Source organism: Pajaroellobacter abortibovis, assembly GCF_001931505.1.
Taxonomy (GTDB): domain Bacteria; phylum Myxococcota_A; class Polyangia; order Polyangiales; family Polyangiaceae; genus Pajaroellobacter; species Pajaroellobacter abortibovis.
Genome location: NZ_CP016908.1, coordinates 46,487 through 62,379, shown reverse-complemented (window position 1 = coordinate 62,379; position 15,893 = coordinate 46,487). Strand labels below are relative to the sequence as shown.

Here is a 15,893-nt window from a genome sequence, read left to right as displayed (position 1 = left end):
CATGATTCGACGAAAATTTGGCCCTGCACAAGCACTCCTTGCAGGAGGAACTGACCATCAAGGGGGAGGAAAAGGGCCTATTTGTGTCCTTTTGCACGGTTTTGGAGCAGATCCTTACGACCTTGCCCCTTTAGCTAGCACGCTTAGCCTCCCTAATGAAGTGCGATGGGTCTTTCCCGAAGCACCCTTACCTTTGGAATCAGGATTCCATTCAGGGCGAGCCTGGTGGATGATCGATCTGGGCCACCTTCAGACCATGCTAGCAAACCATCGCGGTGCAGAGCTCGCGCAAGAAGTACCAAACGGCCTCCATGAAGCGAGAGCGTACCTGTCTCAGGTGTTGGAAGCGATCGAACATGATCTTCACGGCCACCATTCTCTGCTCATTCTAGGAGGATTTTCCCAAGGGGCCATCCTCTCCTGTGACCTAGCGTTTTGCCTCGACCGTCGCCTATCCGCCCTCATAGTGCTTTCGGGAACCATAGTTGCAGAAAACGAATGGGAACAAGGGATCGCTCGGCGAATGAACTTGCCTATTTTTCAAAGCCACGGTGATTCTGATCCAATCCTACCCTTCGAAGGGGGGGTAAGGCTCCACCAAAAGATGGAACAGAAGCATCTCAAGACAACGTGGTGCCCCTTTGAAGGAGGGCACATCATCGGCCCAGCAGTCATAATAGAGCTAAAAGCATTTCTAGAGAAAATGCTGTCCTCCTCGGTTCAATAGAATCAACCGGTTGGTTCAGTGCTCTTGATGGAGAATTCTTTGAGTTGGCGAGGAGAGACCGCTGTCGGTGCGCTGGACATGAGATCGGATCCTTTTTGCGTCTTGGGGAACGGTAAGACATCGCGCAGACTTTCCCCTTCTGTAAGCAACATCACCAACCGATCCATACCAAGCGCAATCCCTCCGTGAGGAGGAGCACCATAACGAAAGGCATTGAGCAAGAAACCAAACTTTTCTTGTGCTTCTTCTTCTTTAATCCCCAAAACAGCAAACACCTTTCGCTGCAACTCGGAATCGTGGATCCGGATGGACCCTCCTCCGATCTCATAGCCATTCAATACGAGATCGTAGCGATAGGAGAGAACTTTCCCGGGATCCTTGTCCAACAAATGCAAATAATCCTCGTGCGGCTGCGTGAATGCGTGATGCGCTGCGACCCACCTCTTCTCCTCTTCAGAGTATTCAAACAACGGTGGATTCACTATCCAGATGAATTCAAATCGACCACCGCTGCCCTTATCTGGGATCAAACCAATTTTCCTTGCGATTTCGATGCGGAGGTTTGCCATGACTGTATGCACCATGGATGTCTTCCCAGCCTGGAAGAGCAGAATATCGCCCGGATATCCATCTACCAGGCGATGGATCGCATCACGCGCTTCAGGCTCTATCTGCTTAGCAAATGGCGATTGGGCCCATGTTCCCCCCTCGTCTATCTTGACTCGACCTAGCCCTGTTGCCCCCATACCTTTTGCATATCCTTCGAGCTTATCCAGATCGGATCGCGAAAACTTAGAAGCGAACTTAGAAGGAATCTTAATCATTTTGATAATCTCTGCAGGCAGTTCAAGCCGATAGGAGCCGTTCTGAAAGCATGCAGCGATACCCTTGAAAAGAGGGATTCCCCCTCCCCCGAGCTCCACCATCAACGCAGTCATATCGATGTGTTCGAGTTCAAAACGCAAATCGGGCTTATCGTTGCCATAGCGGTTCATCGAATCGGAAAAAGAGAGCTGAGGAAAGTGACCTGTGGGATACCATTGACTGAGATTAATGCCCAACACCTCTTTCCAAAGAGCGAATAGATAACCTTCAACCAGACTAAAAATATCACGCTGATGGACAAACGACATCTCTAAGTCGATCTGGGTAAACTCAGGTTGTCTGTCCAATCGCAGATCTTCATCGCGAAAACACTTCACAATTTGGAAGTAGCGATCAAGTCCAGCAACCATAAAGAGTTGTTTAAAAAGCTGAGGGCTTTCTGCCAAAGAAAAAAATTTACCCGGATGCATCCGACTCGGGACCAAAAAATTTCTCGCCCCACCTGGTGTATACTTTGCTAGAATAGGAGTCTCCAACTCGAGAAACCCTTGCTGATCGAGATACCGCCTGGTGATCTGATAGACTTGATGGCGCTTGCGCAGAGATTCTTGAAGCGAAGGGCGACGCAGATCCAGATAACGGTACTGCAAACGCTTATCTTCATGAACAGAAGCAGAATCCCCGATCTCGAAGGGAAGAGGAGCTGCTTTGTTGAGAACCGTCACAGCGATGACCTGCACCTCAATATCCCCTGTAGGCAATCGGGGGTTACGGGTAGCTCCACGCTCCACCACAAGCCCCCGGATTCCGATCACCCATTCATTTCTGAGAGCCTGTGCAGCGGCATACGCTTCCTTCGGAGAATCCCCATAACCTCGACACTGTGGAGCAAATACAAGCTGAACAATTCCCTCTCGATCCCGCAAATCGACGAAAAGACAACCTCCGTGGTCTCGATAGTTGGATACCCAACCAAACAGAACCACCTCTTGCCCCACATCACATTTGCGAACCGCCCCTGCGTAATGGGTCCTCTTCCAGCGCTCGTCTTCAATCCACAGACTCAAGGTAGCCTCCTCGCTTGACATGCAATTGTTTTCTAAAGCTTAACCCCCTCCATAGCAAGTAATTGAGCTTTCAAAGAAGTCCCCCCAGGTGCAGAAAATCCACCTAATTGCTCATTCGACTTAAGAACGCGGTGACACGGGATTAAAAGAGGGAACGGATTGAGCGACATTGCTCGCCCCACCGCACGAGCAGCACGAGGAGAACCGACATCTGAGGCGATCTCTTTATAAGTGGCAACAGCTCCTCGCTGAATCCGTTGTGTGCGTTGATAGACCCGCTGGTAAAAAGAAGGCATGTGCTTCATCATCAGAAGCGGGGTCAAAGGGACCTCTCGACCTTCCGTGAAGTAACTTCCGACCCCTTTGATGACATCAAGCACTTCACCTTTCGGGTGGACGTTTTGGGCATCCGGCCATCGCGTCTCGATTGTCGATTGGAGCGACGTAGAATTGTCCGGCAAAAAAAGGCGCACAATTCCACCTGCTTCACACCAAACCATAGCACAAGAACCGATAGGTACATCGAAAAAAGTATAGCAAAACACCATTCAACGCCGCTGTTCTTTTTTCTCTCAAGGCTTTTGACTATACTTTTTCTTGTTCATGTTTCCCGAAAAAAAGCAACTCCTAATTGTTGATGATGAAGCGAATCTGAGACGCATTCTCTCCGCTCAACTTTCCCGCGAAGGCTATGACGTCCTGACAGCAAAAGAGGGGGAGCAAGGGCTAGAGCTTCTTCGAGAAAACCATATCGATTTGATGATCACCGATCTCAAAATGCCAAAAATGGATGGGATGACGCTTTTGCGTGAAGCACTGAGAGAAGACCCGTACCTACCCGTTGTAGTGATTACAGCTCACGGTACCATCGATACAGCAGTAGAGGCGCTTAAGTTAGGCGCTTTTGATTATCTCACCAAGCCTTTCGACAAGGATGATCTGCGTCAAATTGTAGCGAAAGCGCTCCGCACACGACTTCTTGCAGGGAAAGAAGCTTCGATCCAAGCCGCAGCGAATACTTGCTTTGGAATTATCGGGAATTCCCCACAAATTATAGAGTTATACACTATACTCAAGCGAGTCGCAGATACCCCCACCACGATTTTGATTGTCGGGGAAAGCGGCACAGGCAAAGAACTTGTCGCGCGAGCACTTCACGAACACTCGTCCCGGAAAGACAAACCCTTTATCAAATTGAATTGTGCGGCTATCCCAAAAGAGTTGATCGAGAGCGAACTCTTTGGCTATGAACGAGGGGCTTTCACAGGTGCTGTGCACTCAAAACCAGGCCGTTTCGAATTGGCTCATGGAGGGACTCTCTTCCTCGATGAAATCGGAGAGGTCCCAATGGAGATGCAAGTCAAACTCCTCCGTGTACTTCAAGAGAGTGAGTTCGAACGCGTAGGAGGGATCAAAACGATGCGTGTAGATGTGCGTCTGGTAGCAGCGACCAATCGAGACTTAAAAAAGTTGATCGGGGCAGGAGCCTTTCGAGACGATCTGTATTATCGGCTCAACGTTGTTCCCATACGCCTCCCCTCCCTCCGGGAAAGAACCGGAGATATCCCCATCCTCGCAGAGCACTTTCTCATAAAATTCAATGGGCGTCTTAAAAAGGCTATTCACGGAATCGAACCCGAAGCGTTAGATCTTCTCTGCGCTTACACCTGGCCAGGCAATATTCGAGAACTCGAAAACGTGATGGAACGAGCTGTCCTCTTTTGCGATACAGAGCGAATTCGTTGCAGCGATCTATCCATCGAAATCCAGGATCCCCCTTCTTCAACTTCATTGAATCCCGAGATGGAACAAGAGGAGACCCTACCTGTAAGTCAAGATGGAGGGCTCAAAGAGCATATCAAGATTGCGACGATCCGCCTTGAGCGTGAGCTTGTGAGCCGTGCTCTCATGCAAGCCAATGGCAATGTCACTCATGCTGCTCGTTTGCTTAAAATTTCTCGCAAAGGTCTTCAATTAAAAATTAAAGAACTCCATTTGCGAGAAGAGGATAACGAAAAAGGCAGGTAATCTTTCACGCAAAAACGAGAGAACTCACAGGAAGCGCCTGATGATGGAACCTCGTTAGCATATTAATAAAGATAGAATGGATAGGAACACGAAAGGGGCAAGAAGGAGAATTTAACCGAACATGACATCGGTTCCTCTGTATATTGAACGAACCAAAGGGGGAAGTCGTTTTTTTGTTTGACCCCTTTGGGGATAGCTCACAGTGCATCATCGATAGCACTTGGTGGATCCATTGTTTCAGCTTGAGTATGTTCTGTGCCGTCGGCTCGCTTGCAAACTCGATGCGCACGCTGGAGATAGACCCTTCAGGCCTTCGAACGATAGAGAACTCGGAATAAGGCCACTCATCCAACGGGATGAAACAAGAAGAGAGCCACTGACAGATGGTATTCTCCCCAATGCTCAATACAGTTCCGTCCAACGGCAAAGAACCGAGCACAGAAATATGTTGGATACCCTGATCCAACATCCGAACAATAAATGCAATCAAAAGACCAAGAAACGGAGGGGAGACAGCAGACAACTCAAGCGAAAAACGATATTCCCAAAGCTCTTCCTTTTTTTCACATTCACACCGTTTCAACGCAGCAGAACCTGTCAAAGGTGAAAAATAGAGCCCTCCTCCCAACCCTTGATGAACTGCAGACACAAAGAGAGAGAAAAGAGGAACCAACTCTTGCTCCACTCGACTTGTTTGAATCTGAATATCCAACCACTGAGATTCTAAACTAGCCCGATAGGAAACAAATAAAAGCTCTTCAAGAAAAGAGAGAGGAGATAAAGGGAGATGGCTGCTCGTCGGACGCACATCCGGAACAACAACAAGCTTTGTGCTCGGTCCGAACAACTTTCTTCGACCTAGCTCGAATACTTCCTGCAGATCTCCTGCATACGTTTTTTCAACCTCCCCATGAAAGAGAATGGGATAGACCTCTGTGTCATCACTAATGTGGACACACACCCCACACCGCTGATCGATATCTACAAAAAACACATCACCACACGCACCTAATTGACCTGCCTGTTGAAATGCGGCAAGCAGGGAGGTGCTGAGCGTAGCCAGCACCTCCTCTTCTAGCCAAGCACGAATGGTAATGGTATCCTTGGATTCAATAAACAGGAAGAAACTTGGACCCAAAGATTCATTGAGCGTATTGCATTCCGCAAGCAATTCAGAAATCATTAGAGTTCGTTGAGTCGGTTGAAAAAAATCAGAGAACTGCGACTCAATAGGACGGCTCAATAGCCCACGCCACACAGCAATTTGATGAGGAGGGAAAAGGAGCTTACCAAAGAGAACAGCACGACGGCCCATCGGAAAAATATATCGCCGACTCCAAGGACAATGCAATCGTTTGATTCAATCAGCCTATGCCTCTTTATCGATTTATTTTTTTGTGCGTCCGCCTGAATCCACCGCACCAATTTTTCTATCGCTGCTTCTTTGGCTTGCGGTCCTCTATAGGCATCCACAGGATATTCGCATTGGATAAAATGAGCAAAGAAAACCTTCCGTTCGCCTTTCTCGATCCACCTCACAAACTAGCCTATTTTCTGATCCTGATTCCGTACACCCTGTTCATCAAACAAGAACCCACTCCCCGCCTTTCCATAAAGCTGCCAATCATCTGTCACCCTCGGCTCCTGTCTCGAAAGAATGCGAATGATCTTTTCCTGTGCAGATTCGCTGACAGGAAGCTTTTTAGCTAGAATTATCGGCTTCTTCTTGAACTCAGCTTCGAAGCAGTGAAAAACACCGCTGGATGACAACTGTTTTTTTATCTCACCCATAAAACAAGAAGCATTCATCCCTACATGCCATGAATGCTAGAAGACAGCGTTGTTTGTGGTGTGAAATTGTTGGGGCATGCCATTCCAAATGCGTAAGCCATCTCAGCTCAAAAGTTTCCAGTCACTATTTCATTTCCAGAGCGTAGTGGTGAAAGGCAAAAAGAGACGATAGCATCTCATGGATAAATTGTCATTACTATGGATCAACCCCATATGGCTAACTTGGTGAAGTTTTCTGATATGGAACTAAAATTACTTTATTTTTTAAAGATATTTGACGCGAAATAAACATTATCGCTATAGTTATGATGCTGAAGTCATTGATATAACCATAAAAGATATCTATCAAAGGGTCTTATGACAAAAGGATAATGGTCTTTTTTGATATTAATTCCCAGATTACAGAGCGTAAAGTTTATGGACGTGTTGGTGTGTCGCCCAATCCAGATGCTAAGCCTGTTTTATTCATTTGAGGCATGATGCAATGCCAAGAGATGCTCAACGATCAATTAACCAAAATGCCAAACAGTACCATTTGGTCTCCTCATGTTTAGCACAGCGCCTTTGGCGATGACGCTTACCTTCGGTCAAAATACCAAATTACGGTAGGGAGCTTGGAAATCGCTTTATATTAGATTTTCAAAAAAGGACCTTATTTTTTGAACACCGACATCAATCTTGGCGATTACAAGGTGGATGAGTGTTTTGCAGAATGCCCTGAGTATATTGTGCAATGGTTGAATAACAAAAAATTATGAAACTTTTTCTCGCATTATAAATGCGCTTAATTCATACAGCTTCCAGCAACCACAAACAAACCAAAGCCTGTAAGAATCAAGTCTCTTCCTAGAAATCAGCGTCATGAGGGATTTTGATTGACGCTGCTATTGTCGCCCACCACTCCACTTTTCGTTCTCTAAAAAACGGTGAGGTAACAAAATACTCATCTTTAAAAGATCTGGGAAAATTAAGAACTTTGGATATGCGTACCTTCAGGCTGCGTGTTCACATGTGTTCAGAGAAAGAGAGGGGAAAAATAGAAAGTTGGGTAGAAAAATTACTACACCGGAGAAAGTGAGATACGGGTGCATGCCGCGTGCGAAACGCTAGAAAGCTCATGAACATTGGAGTTGCTGGATTGGTCCACTACGTTTGCAAGGACGTGAGAAAAGCCAGTTCAAGGAACTCTGGCGGAGAGAGCGGGATTCGAACCCGCGGTACGGTTGCCCGCACACCTGATTTCNACCCAACTTTCTATTTTTCCCCTCTCTTTCTCTGAACACATGTGAACACGCAGCCTGAAGGTACGCATATCCAAAGTTCTTAATTTTCCCAGATCTTTTAAAGATGAGTATTTTGTTACCTCACCGTTTTTTAGAGAACGAAAAGTGGAGTAGCAGTTCTGTTAAGCCATAACCATGAACTGGCTGAATGGGGGAGTTTTCTGCCGGTAGGTTCACCCATCTACCTTCCTTCCATAAATTCAAAAAAGCCCAAAAAAACCAATATAAAATTACCGAATAAGATGCCTACTACAAGCTGATGTTTCCGATTTTAAACATGATTACATTCGTCACAGTAAGACACTTGCTCATTAACACAATCGCATTAATGGGGTTGAAAGTTTCTGGAACTAAGCAAGACGCACATTAAGAAAGTACAATAGAGCCCCCCGAGAACACTTTCATCTTTTCTTGAAAGAGTGCTTCCGATTCAATGATGGTTCTTCAAAAGAGCAATTGACCATTCTAAAAAAACGGAGCATGCTCTTCTAATATGCGTATGCGGAGGATTTTGCCCGTGCAGTAGAGTTTGTCCTGCTTGTTGTCATGCGTGCTTTTAATAATGCTTGCTGCTTCAAATTTCCTCAAGCCTCATTTAGGCATTGCTATAAGCAATACCAAGATCTTCATCAATCTTATTGTTTAGTGAAGCAAGGATTCACAGCAAGATACTCCACGACATCCACTGGAACTAATGAACCGGCACTTACAACATTAATTTTTCACTGATTTAGTAGTTCATTGATGCGTTCAACTCGCGATAAAGCCTCCTCGGCTTAAACAGCAGCCCCATCAAAAAAACCAAACCATTCGTGCCACTACCATCTCCGCTAAGGTTATAAAGTTGTTTATAATATTCATCACGTGCCGCTTCAAAAAATGCAGACAAATAGAGCAAGAGCAAAGACAACATTTTTTGTTCTACGAGCAGCAACATAATCAGAAGATGCCCTACATGTCCATTCCCATCTAAAAATGGATGAATGGTTTTAAACCAATGGCGACACAACGTTATTCCGTAATCTAAGGCTTTGATTAATTTTTCACTTTTTGTAAATCATCAGGATTTTGTTTAACACGAGCACCAGCGGCAGCCACTAAGATTTCACCGAGAGTGGTCCGCTTGCCTTTTTACTGGATAATACTGCCTCTCGCGTGATAAATAGACGGATCAAAAGGTGAGGATTCGGCAATTTATTGCCTTCTCGCGCCAATTTACCCAGCAAAAAATCAGCACGTGATAAGCTATTTAACCACTGCATGATCCCATTCAAATTTGGGTGGCAAGCCGTGAGGCACAAAGGCATACACCCTTTAGGTGACTTAATAATTTGCCCAGCACGCGATTATTGTATATCCACGCAACAGCTTTATCTACAAAGTGATGTTTATAGCATGTCTACTATTATCGAAAATGTCAATGTTCGCCAATAACGAACCTTCTCATCACCACCAATCAACATAAGAGTAAAATCTATTGTCGAATACATCAAAAATCGACAATAGTGCTGTGATAATAAACAATTTTTTTCGGTACTACCAAAAGCCCATAAACACAAGGGGATACCGTATTGGTAATGATACTTGGATTGGTGCAGAATTCATGATCATGCCTGATATCACAATGATAGATAATGCTGTGATCAGCGCACAAATCCTCGTTACAAAGAAAAGAACGGAGGCCTATACGAAATATAGTTTAGTGAGGAATTCCAGCAACATTAATTAAGAAACGCTTCTCTAATAAAGCTATAGAAAAACTCCTGGAAATAAAATGGTGGGACTGGAGCATAGAGAAAATTAAAGCCAATTTGGATTTAATCAGATTCAGTCACATAGACTACATTATGGGACAGAATTCAAAGGGGATAGTTATAACCATCCCTCTTGAGCCCTTAAATGAATCACATTTTCCGTTGCTGCTAAAGTGGCTTGAGTCACCTCATATCAAAAATGGTGGGATTCGGATATTGCCTACACGATAGATTTGGTGAGGGAGAAATATGAGTCCCTTGTCAAAGGCTATAAACAGGTGGACGGAATAATGATCCAATCAAAGGTTACATCATTAATGTAGAACAAATTCCCCTTGGACATATCAAAATTTATGATACTTATGATGTCCCACGCATCACGCCATTCTCGGGATCACCGAAAAGCCTAGGCGTATTTGATATCTTCATTGGCGAGGGGAAATACTTAGGACGAGATCTAGGTTCGCAAGCGACTTCAAAGCCTTTAAGACTATATGGCAGTAAGCACTCTCACATTTTTGTTGACCCTGAATCAACCAATATTGCCGCTATCAAATCTTACGAAAAAGCTGGCTTTACGAAAGTGGATGAATACATGCTACGCTCAGCAAAGTGTTGCTGAATACTGATTGATGCAACAGCAGAAAAGATCAAAAATTTAGCTTGGAGAAGCTTTATCTTTTTGCCTTTGATTCTTACCATTCTAGGAGAAACTCAGAAAAGAAGGCTCAGCGTTCTTTTATTCTGATCCACTTTTTTCGAGAACGGAGACCCTTAACGATTTCAACCCGCGATTTTGGCACGCGATAATAATCACTCAAGATTTCTAAGAGGACACGGTTCGCTTCACCTTCAATAGGCTTAGCATGCAAGACAACTTTGAGAGCATCGCCATACATACCCAGAACCCGCGTCTGTTTAGCGTTAGGCACCACAAGAACTTGAATGAACGCTGACATGCAATAGCACCGGAAGTTATTAAATACAATTACACATTGAATTTACATCACTTCATAGGAAATACGTAGGACTTCATTCTTCAACTTGATCTTACCCAACATTATCTTTCCGATCTACCCTTCGTAGCCAAATGTGTATCTCCACAAGGAACAGGCAGATAATCCCCAACTTGTACCCCCCGAAACACCCGATGGCTCGGCACAAAAGAGGGGAATGAACCCCCCATCGTTCTTCAACAAAAGTGCCTCCCCTATCGATAAGAGACCGAATGAATGTATTTTGCACGCCCATCCCCTAAAAAGGTCTGTGAATACCTAAGACTTGAAGAATAGGCGATTTCATTCTAAAAGGGCTCGGGTTAAAAAAAGGAATCGAAAAGCAGCATGAAGGAGCAAAGTAGAAACTATGTCCACTTCCACTAAATTTTCTGACTTTATTACAGCTGAAAAATTGGATCCACGCCGTATTCTTGTAGTCTCTCACAAATTGGAGTCACTGACCCCTCAGGACCGCTTGATGAAATTAAAAAAACGACAAGGTAAAAAGCAGGAAGGGGGGACCTCCACAGAAATTGCTAAACCGAGATCCGGGCGCCCTGTCTCTCTGAGAGCGATTCATGCAGCCATGCACGGCGGTGAGTTAAAGGGACCCACGAAAACGAGAATTGTCCGAGCTGTTAATTTTCTACTTGAACAGAAAAAGAAAGAAACTGTTGAATTGAAAACGCTTTTTTGAAGAGTTAAGCGATAATAAGAATTTAAATCTGTTGCTACTGTTGCATACATGTAGTATATTAATCTACATGTTGTTCTTAACAGTAACCGTAACAGCCATTTTGCTCTTCTCCGATCTTCGCCTTCTAGCCACTCGCATTCGAGCTTCTCGATAAGTGAAGGGGCTTCAAACAACCATCTTCTGGAAGAGTTACTTTCCCTTTTTACAGGTTGATTTTTATTTGGATACCCCTCTTGACAGTTTTTCTTGACCCCTTGTAATCAAATTAGAGCGATTATTGATGGAATGATGGTTGACCAGTGACGATCTCCTCAAATGTTGAAGAGCCGCATTGGTGCATCGTTTCCCTCGCTCGTCTCGCAGAGGAACTCCCTCCCCACATCTGGCAGCATGCGTTCAATCCTCTAGATTTGGTATCCCTAGGGATCCGAAGCGCTCCAGAGAGCCATCCAAGAAGACAAGTCTATTCTCTTGATCACCGGCTATTCGGCATGCCATCGGTGCCATGTCATGGAGAAAGAAAGCCTTAGTAATGAGGCTAGTGCCTCTTTTATAAGCCTCCATTTCACTAACATTAAAGTCGATCGGGAAGAACATCTCCCATCCTCAATTGGATCTATCAATCGCGATTAGGTGATGGAACAACGAGGGGGATGACCTCTCATCGTATTTCTTCTTCCCAATCAATCAGCTCAATCGACCTCCGTCTCAACAGAATACGAGCCCGATCCCAACGGATTTCTTAGAAAAAGCGGCTCGTGTGAGTTCACCGCATGTAGATAACACGTATGGAGGGATCAGGCAGGCACCAAAATTCCCTTACCTTATAGCATTTGATCTGCTCTGGTGTTTTGGTGCTCAGTGTCAAGACACATCTCTTCTCTCCTAGGTAGAACACACGTTAGAACGCATCAAGGAGGGATTTACGATCAACCAGGAGGGGGATTTCATCGCCACTCTATGGATGAACGATGGAAAATCCCTCATTTCGAGAAAATGCTCTATGACCAAGCGCTCCTACTCCAACTGTACGGAGACGCCTTCCGCGTCTTTAGCCACTTCAGATATAAAATAATCGCCTAAGAGACAGCTACCTATCTTCAACATGAAATGACCTCCCCCCACAGGCACTTTTTCCCCCGCTCAGGATGCAGATAGCGAGGGAGAAGAGGATAAGTTTTTCGTCTGGACGCCCAAAGCAATACAAGAGGCATTGAGCAGTGAGAACAGGCGCAAACCGTCGCGCTCCGTTATTTTGGGATAATAGAAAGAGGCAATTCCAAAAGCAACTGGCAAAACGTGCTGTCGGTATGCTCTTCGCTCGAAAAGGTCGCTTCCACTTGGCAACTCGATGTATCTACGGCTGGAGCTGCTCCTGAACGAGCTTGCCATGTTCTTTTAAAAGAACGCGAAAAACAGATAAAGCCTTTTCGTGATGAAAAAATCATCACGGATTGGAACGGCCTGATGATCGGATCGCTGGTTAGGACAGCGATAGCGGTCGATGCCCCCTGGATGTTAGAATCAGCGAGAAGAGCTTTCGCAGAGCTCTCCCAAATAGGGAAAAAGGAAGAGGGGAACACTCTTGTGAGCCGACACCAAAAAGGGGGACTTCCAAAGGAAAAGGCTGTTTAGAAGACTATGTTTTCTTGCCAATGCAGCGGTCGATCTCTATGAAGCAGTAGGCGAATCGACTTATCTTTTGTTCGCGCGCGATCTTGCAGAAACTATCTTATCCCCGTTTTGGAGCGAAGAAGAGGGGTTTGTGCTGACTTCTGCTGGAGAGAAACTCACCCTCTATCGCCCTCAAGTTTGGATCGATCATGTAATCCCAAACGCAACCGGAGCTACCTGTCATCTGCTCCATAGGTTAGGAACAATGCTGGATGACCGTTACCTCCCCCATGTTGAACAAGAGCTTCATCGGCTCGTCCCCTTGTCATACGCGATCCGATCAGTTATGGACGATTGAGCCGTGAGATAGATGCACGGACACGCGAACAGATACAAATTGTCCTCGTTGGTGCGATACATGAACATGCCTATCAAGCGCTCACTCGCACAGCTTTGATGTTCTATCTCCCCCATCAGGCCTTAGGGTGGTTCGACCCTTCTCAACCGGAATCCAATACATACCCATCACTCGCTGAAGGAAAAATAGAGGGGCGGATCCCCTTCTATGGAGACCGTTTATATCTGGGAGACCCGCACTTGTTCTCCCCCTCTTTCCTCGCCAGAATAGCCCGAAACGTTCCTCAGTAAAAAAAAGAGGCTATCACATGGCAGCGATTGAGCCAAGTCTTCGGTTGATTTCGAACAATTCGAGCGCACAATTCGATAACTCAGATCGAGACAGGCCTCTTTTTCCTCGGGCAATAATGCGCGGCTGTATTAAAATCACATGTCGAATAGCATCTGCAATCCGCCGCGGAATGGCGATGCGTGTAACAATCGGGTTCAAAAACTCATGAATGGCTCTTGCCTTATCTCTCGTACGTTCTATCGATTCATTCAAGAGATCTTGGAGTAACACTGCACAGAGAACCACATCCTGAAGAGGACGTCCCAGTTCGTGAGTACGGCGGTCCATCAGATCGATCCGCTGCCAAAATCGTTTGCTCCCTCCGACATTCCCTCCATCGTCATCCAGGAAAGCAGCAAGCTCAGGCAATAAGATAGACATCGCTCCCGACTCCCACAGCAACCAGAGCGAGCGATGAGCAACCCCCCCTCGCAATAGCCTCATGATCTCTTCAAAAAGACGAGGTCGCGCAGCACGAGATAAATGCTGGCGGCATATAATCATGGCATCATACACATCGGGAGTAATCCCTAACCCCAGTCGCGCAGCAAACTTAATCGCGCGAAGAATCCGAACGGGATCCTCACAAAAGCGAATCGCGGGTTCTCCAATGGTATGGAGCGTATGGCGTCTGATATCTTCCATTCCCCCACACCAATCCAGCACCTGTCGTTGTTCAATGTCATAAAATAGCGCATTGATTGTAAAATCTCGGCGGAGAGCATCTTCATGCGCTTCGCCGAATGCATTATCGTTGCGTATCAGCAAATTATGCTCGTCCTGCAGAAAAGAAGTATCCTCCAAACTGCCCAACGGATTGCGACGGAACGTAGCAACTTCGATGATCTTGCCTCTTCGAAAGAAGATATGCACCAAACGGAATCGACGCCCAATGATTCTGGAATTTCTAAAAAGAGCGTGCACATCCTCAGGACGAGCATCGGTTGCAATATCAAAGTCTTTTGGCTTTCCCGAAAGCAAGAGATCTCTTACACATCCACCTACAAGGTAAGCTTGGTAATGACTCTGACGAAGTCGTTGAATCACCCTAGCTGCATCCGAATCAATCGCATGCTCATCCAAAGAAACCCGGTGCCGCACCAAGCCTGTCCCTTCGTGTAAAGATGCTCGCATCGAAGGGGGAGGAGGAGCTCTAGGGGGGACGTCCTCTTCGATAGTGAAAGATGGAAGTTCTGGTAGCTCAGAGAGTACAGAGAAAGAGGGTTTGGGTTTATACATTCATAGGATCTTTAAAAAACGCATTGGCGAATTCCACGTTCGATGTATACCATCAGTCAGGTAAGTTTACTGCCCTCTCTTGATTCTGAAATTGGCAAAATAAAGTATACAACTTCTCACCTGTCGAAGATGGCTGTGCCCACAAAATTTCTCTCTGTGTTCTAGCTTCCTGGTAAAGTTTTTGCCTCAGCTCAGAATCCTGTATAAAACGATGCAACAGGTCGGCGACGCCTTTCTTCCTTTCAGAGCTAGCAACCAGCGCTCCCCGTTTATCGCGAGCAATTCTAGGCAACATGCCAATCTCAGGGATCAAAACGGGGGTCCCTTGACGATAGGCTTCCATGACCCACTGGATATCTTGTGCATGTCTAGCACCAAAGACAAGCACATCCGCATGGGCAATCTCGATGGCCAATCGCTCCCTCCTCCTTTCCGGCGGTACCCCACCGTAAACATTTACCCACACTACATGCTGAGTAAGATAATCAGATTGATTCACCCAGCGCTGCACCTCCTGCTTCTCTCGAGAGGAGTAAGCATCAGGGATCCACATCACCAAACGAAGTACGACATCGGGAGACCGTATTAATTTGAGAGCTTCCAAAATCACTTGCACACTTCCGCTTGCACCCAATGATAGAATAGCCACCAGATTCACACCAGCCGAACAAAGAGAACGCTTGCGGGTCCCTACTAAAGGGAGCCAGCCAGTGGGGGGATCGAAGGTGTGAAGTTGCCAAGCCAAATGATCGATAAGGAGTCGAGCAGACGTACCCCGGCTGAGAGTAATTACCGAACGAGCGCAGGCAATGGTTGCTGATAAGACGTTCACCATGAAGAATTTGTGCAGTTTCTTTTTAATCTGCCAACACTCAGGATAATCGACCCAAAGAAGACATATAGAGCGCTTTCGGAGAAGGAAAAACAGAGGGAGGATACATTTCCAGCAACGCTCATCCCCCACGAGGATATCATACCCTCGGTTTTTTAGCTGAAAGCTCAGCCACAATCCCTTCAAGAATCCCAACCCCCCATACCGTTCAGTAGAGGAAACCTTGACCACTTTCACCTCGACCCCACAAGTAATCAACTGGCGCACCAGCTCCTGGCGAGGGCTCATTTGTTCCTGATCATTCGCATTTCCTTGTGCTGGTTCCCAAGCCATGATCCAGGCCACCCTCA

Annotated in this window: 17 protein-coding genes and 2 pseudogenes; 10 read left to right on the top strand and 9 right to left on the bottom strand. The window is 46.0% G+C overall.

All coding sequences use genetic code 11. The features are described from left to right. The first annotated feature begins 1 nt into the window (after position 1). On the top strand, positions 2-727 hold the full coding sequence (locus tag BCY86_RS00315; RefSeq protein ID WP_156864937.1) for an alpha/beta hydrolase: 726 nt from the start codon (positions 2-4) through the stop codon (positions 725-727). Positions 728-729: 2 nt separating this feature from the next. Here the strand turns inward: BCY86_RS00315 and aspS are convergent, their stop codons facing one another. Both aspS and BCY86_RS00305 read right to left on the bottom strand, forming a co-directional pair. Further along, a complete protein-coding gene (aspS, locus tag BCY86_RS00310) occupies positions 730-2,613 on the bottom strand; it encodes an aspartate--tRNA ligase (RefSeq protein ID WP_245776271.1) in 1,884 nt (627 codons plus the stop codon). Between the two features lie 38 nt (positions 2,614-2,651). Next, positions 2,652-3,167, bottom strand: coding sequence for a methylated-DNA--[protein]-cysteine S-methyltransferase (locus BCY86_RS00305; protein ID WP_075275917.1), 516 nt, complete (start codon positions 3,165-3,167; stop codon positions 2,652-2,654). A gap of 55 nt (positions 3,168-3,222) precedes the next feature. On the opposite strand from BCY86_RS00305, the gene BCY86_RS00300 reads away from it, so the two are divergent. Then, complete coding sequence (locus tag BCY86_RS00300) at positions 3,223-4,647, top strand: sigma-54-dependent transcriptional regulator (protein ID WP_075275916.1); 1,425 nt, start codon at positions 3,223-3,225, stop codon at positions 4,645-4,647. Between the two features lie 4 nt (positions 4,648-4,651). Here the strand turns inward: BCY86_RS00300 and BCY86_RS00295 are convergent, their stop codons facing one another. Both BCY86_RS00295 and BCY86_RS00290 read right to left on the bottom strand, forming a co-directional pair. Further along, a complete protein-coding gene (locus BCY86_RS00295; RefSeq protein ID WP_156864935.1) occupies positions 4,652-5,962 on the bottom strand; it encodes a hypothetical protein in 1,311 nt (436 codons plus the stop codon). Between the two features lie 227 nt (positions 5,963-6,189). Further along, the gene (locus BCY86_RS00290) at positions 6,190-6,456 is read right to left on the bottom strand and encodes a hypothetical protein (protein ID WP_156864934.1); all 267 of its coding nucleotides are present in this window, start codon (positions 6,454-6,456) and stop codon (positions 6,190-6,192) included. 1,523 nt (positions 6,457-7,979) lie between these two features. Between BCY86_RS00290 and BCY86_RS10225 the strand changes: the two are divergent. Further along, a pseudogene (locus tag BCY86_RS10225) lies at positions 7,980-8,213 on the top strand (IS1595 family transposase); the annotation flags it as partial. A 238-nt stretch (positions 8,214-8,451) separates the two neighbouring features. Here the strand turns inward: BCY86_RS10225 and BCY86_RS09465 are convergent. Then, positions 8,452-8,730: a Fic family protein gene (locus BCY86_RS09465; RefSeq protein WP_245776235.1), complete on the bottom strand. Its 279-nt coding sequence runs from the start codon at positions 8,728-8,730 to the stop codon at positions 8,452-8,454. Between the two features lie 88 nt (positions 8,731-8,818). Next, complete coding sequence (locus BCY86_RS10630; protein WP_420814562.1) at positions 8,819-8,983, bottom strand: Fic/DOC family N-terminal domain-containing protein; 165 nt, start codon at positions 8,981-8,983, stop codon at positions 8,819-8,821. 790 nt (positions 8,984-9,773) lie between these two features. On the opposite strand from BCY86_RS10630, the gene BCY86_RS10625 reads away from it, so the two are divergent. After that, positions 9,774-10,097 (top strand): GNAT family N-acetyltransferase, encoded by a 324-nt coding sequence (locus tag BCY86_RS10625; protein WP_083604317.1) that lies wholly within the window; start codon positions 9,774-9,776, stop codon positions 10,095-10,097. 106 nt (positions 10,098-10,203) lie between these two features. Here BCY86_RS10625 and BCY86_RS00265 read toward each other — a convergent pair whose 3' ends face one another. Then, complete coding sequence (locus tag BCY86_RS00265; protein WP_075275912.1) at positions 10,204-10,434, bottom strand: DUF167 domain-containing protein; 231 nt, start codon at positions 10,432-10,434, stop codon at positions 10,204-10,206. Between the two features lie 406 nt (positions 10,435-10,840). Here BCY86_RS00265 and BCY86_RS00255 point away from each other — a divergent pair, with 406 nt between their 5' ends. The 6 genes and pseudogenes from BCY86_RS00255 to BCY86_RS00235 all read left to right on the top strand — a co-directional run bounded on the left by BCY86_RS00255 (position 10,841) and on the right by BCY86_RS00235 (position 13,432). Further along, a complete protein-coding gene (locus BCY86_RS00255; RefSeq protein WP_075275910.1) occupies positions 10,841-11,170 on the top strand; it encodes a hypothetical protein in 330 nt (109 codons plus the stop codon). Between the two features lie 438 nt (positions 11,171-11,608). Beyond that, positions 11,609-11,803, top strand: a pseudogene (locus tag BCY86_RS10620) (DUF255 domain-containing protein); the annotation flags it as partial. A gap of 228 nt (positions 11,804-12,031) precedes the next feature. After that, the gene (locus BCY86_RS09450; protein WP_156864932.1) at positions 12,032-12,253 is read left to right on the top strand and encodes a hypothetical protein; all 222 of its coding nucleotides are present in this window, start codon (positions 12,032-12,034) and stop codon (positions 12,251-12,253) included. Between the two features lie 216 nt (positions 12,254-12,469). Beyond that, positions 12,470-12,805 carry a hypothetical protein gene (locus tag BCY86_RS00245; protein ID WP_075275909.1) on the top strand — a complete coding sequence of 112 codons (336 nt, stop codon included), beginning with the start codon at positions 12,470-12,472 and terminating at the stop codon, positions 12,803-12,805. Positions 12,806-12,935: 130 nt separating this feature from the next. Further along, complete coding sequence (locus BCY86_RS00240) at positions 12,936-13,142, top strand: hypothetical protein (protein WP_156864931.1); 207 nt, start codon at positions 12,936-12,938, stop codon at positions 13,140-13,142. Beyond that, a complete protein-coding gene (locus BCY86_RS00235) occupies positions 13,139-13,432 on the top strand; it encodes a hypothetical protein (protein ID WP_075275907.1) in 294 nt (97 codons plus the stop codon). The genes BCY86_RS00240 and BCY86_RS00235 overlap by 4 nt, the downstream gene beginning before the upstream one ends. 13 nt (positions 13,433-13,445) lie before the next feature. On the opposite strand, the gene pcnB is transcribed toward BCY86_RS00235, so the two are convergent. Then, a complete protein-coding gene (gene pcnB, locus BCY86_RS00230; RefSeq protein WP_075275906.1) occupies positions 13,446-14,711 on the bottom strand; it encodes a polynucleotide adenylyltransferase PcnB in 1,266 nt (421 codons plus the stop codon). A gap of 52 nt (positions 14,712-14,763) precedes the next feature. After that, positions 14,764-15,876, bottom strand: coding sequence for a glycosyltransferase (locus BCY86_RS00225; protein ID WP_156864930.1), 1,113 nt, complete (start codon positions 15,874-15,876; stop codon positions 14,764-14,766). Positions 15,877-15,893: the final 17 nt, after the last annotated feature.

Excerpts from the sequence above, each read along its gene's own strand:
- BCY86_RS00315 (WP_156864937.1), top strand. The coding sequence starts at position 2 with ATGATTCGACGAAAATTTGGCCCTGCACAAGCACTCCTTGCAGGAGGA.
- BCY86_RS00305 (WP_075275917.1), bottom strand. The coding sequence starts at position 3,167 with ATGGTGTTTTGCTATACTTTTTTCGATGTACCTATCGGTTCTTGTGCT.
- BCY86_RS00300 (WP_075275916.1), top strand. The coding sequence starts at position 3,223 with ATGTTTCCCGAAAAAAAGCAACTCCTAATTGTTGATGATGAAGCGAAT.
- BCY86_RS00295 (WP_156864935.1), bottom strand. The coding sequence starts at position 5,962 with ATGGGCCGTCGTGCTGTTCTCTTTGGTAAGCTCCTTTTCCCTCCTCAT.
- BCY86_RS00290 (WP_156864934.1), bottom strand. The coding sequence starts at position 6,456 with ATGAATGCTTCTTGTTTTATGGGTGAGATAAAAAAACAGTTGTCATCC.
- BCY86_RS10630 (WP_420814562.1), bottom strand. The coding sequence starts at position 8,983 with ATGCAGTGGTTAAATAGCTTATCACGTGCTGATTTTTTGCTGGGTAAA.
- BCY86_RS00265 (WP_075275912.1), bottom strand. The coding sequence starts at position 10,434 with ATGTCAGCGTTCATTCAAGTTCTTGTGGTGCCTAACGCTAAACAGACG.
- BCY86_RS00255 (WP_075275910.1), top strand. The coding sequence starts at position 10,841 with ATGTCCACTTCCACTAAATTTTCTGACTTTATTACAGCTGAAAAATTG.
- pcnB (WP_075275906.1), bottom strand. The coding sequence starts at position 14,711 with ATGTATAAACCCAAACCCTCTTTCTCTGTACTCTCTGAGCTACCAGAA.
- BCY86_RS00225 (WP_156864930.1), bottom strand. The coding sequence starts at position 15,876 with ATGGCTTGGGAACCAGCACAAGGAAATGCGAATGATCAGGAACAAATG.